At 30.5% G+C, this 4,408-nt stretch carries 3 protein-coding genes; 2 read left to right on the top strand and 1 reads right to left on the bottom strand.

What is annotated here, in order from left to right; translation table 11 throughout:
- A partial coding sequence (locus tag RWQ74_RS08570; RefSeq protein ID WP_314397884.1) for an SAM-dependent methyltransferase occupies positions 1 to 934 on the bottom strand: 934 nt, incomplete at its 3' end.
- 236 nt (positions 935 to 1,170) lie between these two features.
- Between RWQ74_RS08570 and RWQ74_RS08565 the strand changes: the two genes are divergently transcribed.
- Both RWQ74_RS08565 and RWQ74_RS08560 read left to right on the top strand, forming a co-directional pair.
- Positions 1,171 to 2,667 (top strand): UDP-N-acetylmuramoyl-L-alanyl-D-glutamate--2,6-diaminopimelate ligase, encoded by a 1,497-nt coding sequence (locus tag RWQ74_RS08565; protein WP_314397882.1) that lies wholly within the window; start codon positions 1,171 to 1,173, stop codon positions 2,665 to 2,667.
- Positions 2,668 to 2,699: 32 nt separating this feature from the next.
- Complete coding sequence (locus tag RWQ74_RS08560) at positions 2,700 to 4,253, top strand: peptide chain release factor 3 (protein WP_399540774.1); 1,554 nt, start codon at positions 2,700 to 2,702, stop codon at positions 4,251 to 4,253.
- Positions 4,254 to 4,408: the final 155 nt, after the last annotated feature.

Raw genomic sequence — 4,408 nt, 5'->3', positions numbered from 1 at the left:
ATTTTTCTTTTACTATTCCATGTTTTAACATAAACGGAAGAAATTCGTCATTAAGTTGACTGTTAATTTCTTTTTGACAACAAGGCACTGCGAAGAATACTTTTGCCTTCCAACCAAGAGCTTTTAGGATAGCTATGTCAGTCGCAGTATTACATGCATGAAGACTTATAATCATATCTATTTCATCTTTATTTTCGTAGTCGATAACATCTCCATAAACAAAGCTAAGATTAGAAAAATTAAGTTTTTCAGCTATATTATTACAATGCTCAATAACTTCTTTTTTCAGATCAATCCCAATAATTTTCACATTCATATTAAGAACTTTAGTTAAATAATAATATGTAGAAAATGTTAGGTAACTCTTACCACTACCAAAATCGAGAATTGTAATCTGTTTATCAGAATTTAATTGTGTTGTAGCTTGTTTTATAAATTCAAGATATTTGTTTATTTGCTTAAATTTATTGTATTTACTTTTAACAACCTTACCGTCCTTATTTTGAATGCCTAGTTCAATTAAAAATGGATATTTTTGTTTCTCATCTAAAAAATAGTCTTTTTTCTTATTATGTTCAAATGAAATAGATTTAGTAGCTGTTTTCTTTCTATTTATACTTATTTTGAATTTTTTTGATACTTTAATATTGATGTTTTCATCTATGGTAACAACATTAATATCTTTTGCTAATTCAAAAAGTTCTTTGATTGAATTCTTAATATTTAAAGAATCTGTAGTAACTATATTTGTGTGTTTTATTATTCTTTTATATCTATATTCTAGTTGCAGATTAATATTCTCTTTAATACTAACTAATTTTCCGATAACTTTATCCAGTTCTAATTCTTTATTGCGAATATTAGAAAAAGTTATTTTATTAATATTGTTATTAGCTATATGAGTCAAAATTTCTGAAATAATTTCGTGTTCCATTGTAGCTCCTTTTAGTTTTTTTTATAATAATTTCTTATATATATTACACTAGTTTTTATTAATTATCAACATAACTGAAATATAATGTCAAACGTCGACAAAAATTCGTTATACAAGAACTAAAATAGATTATCAATAATTATTAGTGAAAATAAAATAATTACCGTTGTTGGTTGAGTATTACTAGTATGCGTGGTATAATTTAGTAGTTAGAAAATAAGAAAAAGGTAGATAGTATGAATATATTAGATATTATTGATAATATAAAAGTAAAAACTATTTATGGAAATTTACCAGAAAGTGTAAACAATATTTCTCAAGATTCTAGAAAAGTAGGTGAAGGAGACGTATTTGTCGCTATAAAAGGATATACGGTAGATGGTCATAATTATATAGAAAAGGTAATTGAACAAGGGGCAGCATTAGTAATTGCGAGCCGTTATGAAGCTTATAATGTAGAAAACTGTGCTGTGATTGTTATTAAAGAGCATGAAATTGAAAAAATTGCTAGTATGATTGCTAAGAAAATTAACGAAGGTTCTGATGTACATACTGTAGCTGTAACTGGAACAAATGGTAAAACAAGTATCTCAACATTGGTACACAATATGTTGAGAACTTTAGGAGAGAGTAGTGCCTATATAGGAACGAATGGTTTTGGAAAAAATGATGCAGAACCTGTTTACTTCGGTAACACTACTCCTGATGTAGTAACATTACATAATCAGATAGGTGAATTACGTCGAGATAATATAAAAAACTTAGCTTTCGAAGCATCATCACATGCGATGGCATTAGGTCGTATTTATAACGTAGATATCGATGTTGCTATATTCACGAACCTAACACATGAACACTTAGATTTTCATGGAGATATGCAGACATATGCCTATGATAAGAGTTTATTATTTTCAACATTAGGAAATAATTTATCAGAAGCAAAATATGGTGTCTTGAATAAAGACGATAGTTACTATAAAATCATTTCAAAATGCTTATATCAACAAGAAATAAATTACTCGATAGTTGATGAAACAGCAGATTTTTATGCTTATAATATAAAACAATATAAAGAGGATAAAATTTATAAAACAAGTTTTACACTAAACTCTCCTGAAGGAACATTTGAATGTACTACTAATTATATCGGAGACTTTATGGTAAGTAATGTCCTTGCAGCTCTTATTGCTGTGTGGATAAAAGGTTATAGTGTTGAACAGCTAGTTGATATTTTACCTAAACTTGGAGCACTGTACGGTCGAATGGAAATCATAGGAGATGACTTGCCGATTGATATTATAAGTGACTTTGCACATACTCCAGACGGATATGAAAAATTATTAGAAGCAACTCGTGAGATGAGAAAAGGGAAACGAACTCTTCTTGTAACTGGAATGGGTGGTGGACGTGATATTTCTAAAGGACCATTAATTGGTGAAATTATCTCAGAAGCAGATTATGTTGTTATTACAACTGATAGCCCTCGTGATGAAGATGTGGAAGTACTTATGGGGTCAATTGAAAAAGGTATGACTCATAAAAATTATGAAAAAGTATGGTTTAGAACTGATGCTGTTAAACGTATAATTGAGTTAGCAGAACCGGGAGATGTTGTAATATTAGCTTCAAAAGGGCGAGAAGATTATGAAATTCTTCAAGGTGGTAAAAAAGTTTGGCACTCAGATCCAATCGTTGCAGTAGAAGAAGCGAAAAAGAAATTTAATATTAAATAAAAAATTGAAAGGAAAATAACGTGGTAGAAAAAATTAGAGAACAAGTAGAAAAAAGAAGAACATTTGCGATTATCTCTCACCCCGATGCTGGTAAAACGACATTAACGGAGAAATTACTATTATTCGGTGGAGCAATTCGTGAAGCAGGAACAGTAAAAGGCAAGAAAACAGGAAAGTATGCAAAAAGTGACTGGATGGATATTGAGAAACAACGTGGTATCTCTGTAACGTCATCAGTAATGCAACTTGATTATGATAACAAAATTATTAACATCCTAGATACACCAGGGCATGAAGATTTCTCAGAGGATACATATCGTACGCTTATGGCAGTAGATAGTGCTGTAATGGTAATTGATGGAGCGAAAGGGATTGAGGCGCAAACATTAAAACTATTCAAAGTATGTCGTATGCGTGGTATTCCAATCTTTACCTTTATCAATAAAGTTGACCGTGAGATTAAAGATCCACTAGAGTTATTAGAGGAAATTGAAGAAAAATTAGAAATAGAAACATATCCGATGAACCTACCTGTAGGTATGGGGCAAAACTTCTTCGGTATAATGGATAGAAAAAATCATTTTATCGAACCATTTAAAGAAGACAGTAATTTCGTAGAATTAGATGAAGAGTATAATATCGTAGATGATAATCCACTTGCTCAAGATACTATGTATCAAAAATGTGTAGAGGACATGATTTTAATAACAGAAGCAGGTGTTGACTACGACTATGATAAACAATTAAAAGGGGAACAAACACCGGTATTCTTCGGTTCTGCATTATCATCATTTGGAGTAGAAAGTTTCTTAAACTACTACGTAGATAATGCACCAATACCAAAAGGTCGTCGTGGAGTTAATGAAGAAGATATCCAACCAACAGGTGATGACTTCTCAGGATTTATCTTCAAAATCCAAGCTAATATGGATCCTAAACACCGTGACAGAATCGCATTTTTACGTGTGTGTTCAGGTGAATTCAACCGTGGTATGGATGTAAACTTAGCAAGAACAGGTAAAAAATTAAAAATTTCACGTTCAACTAACTTTATGGCAGATGATAAAGCTACTGTAGATGTAGCATATGCGGGGGATATTATCGGTCTTTACGATAGTGGAAACTATCAAATCGGTGATACACTTTATCAAAATAAAAAAGTAGAATTTGAAGCACTACCTTCATTCACTCCTGAAATATTTGTAAAAGTTTCTGCTAAAAATGTACTGAAACAAAAACACTTCCACAAAGGTGTTGAGCAACTTGTTCAAGAAGGAGCTATTCAATATTATAAGACATTACATACGAATCAAATTATTTTAGGAGCAGTAGGTCAACTGCAATTTGAAGTGTTTGAACATCGTATGAAAAATGAATATAATACTGAAGTAGTAATGGAACGTATCGGACAAAAAACTACGCGTTGGATTGAAAATGAAGATTCAATTAATGAAAATATGTCGAGTTCAAGAAGTATCTTAGTTAAAGACTTATACGATAACTACGTATTTTTATTCGAAAATGACTTCGCTATGAATTGGTTTAGTGATAAATATCCAGAAGTGAAATTATTTAGTAAACTGTAGGTTAAATAAAATGAGTCATATTTAAATAAAAAATTTCCAATTTATTTATAATTAGTTAATTTTATTGACAGTTGAAAGATTAATTGTTATACTGAGAATATAAAGAAGGTGTCTCACTACCTATACACCAAAGGTGAAAGTTTAAAGAAGGTGTC

The sequence above is a fragment of the uncultured Gemella sp. genome (assembly GCF_963525165.1).
GTDB lineage: Bacteria > Bacillota > Bacilli > Staphylococcales > Gemellaceae > Gemella.
The sequence above is the reverse complement of the archived record's forward strand: the minus strand, read 5'-3'. Positions and strand labels throughout refer to the sequence as shown.

Coding starts and splice junctions, on each gene's coding strand:
- RWQ74_RS08565 (WP_314397882.1), top strand. CDS start 1,171: ATGAATATATTAGATATTATTGATAATATAAAAGTAAAAACTATTTAT.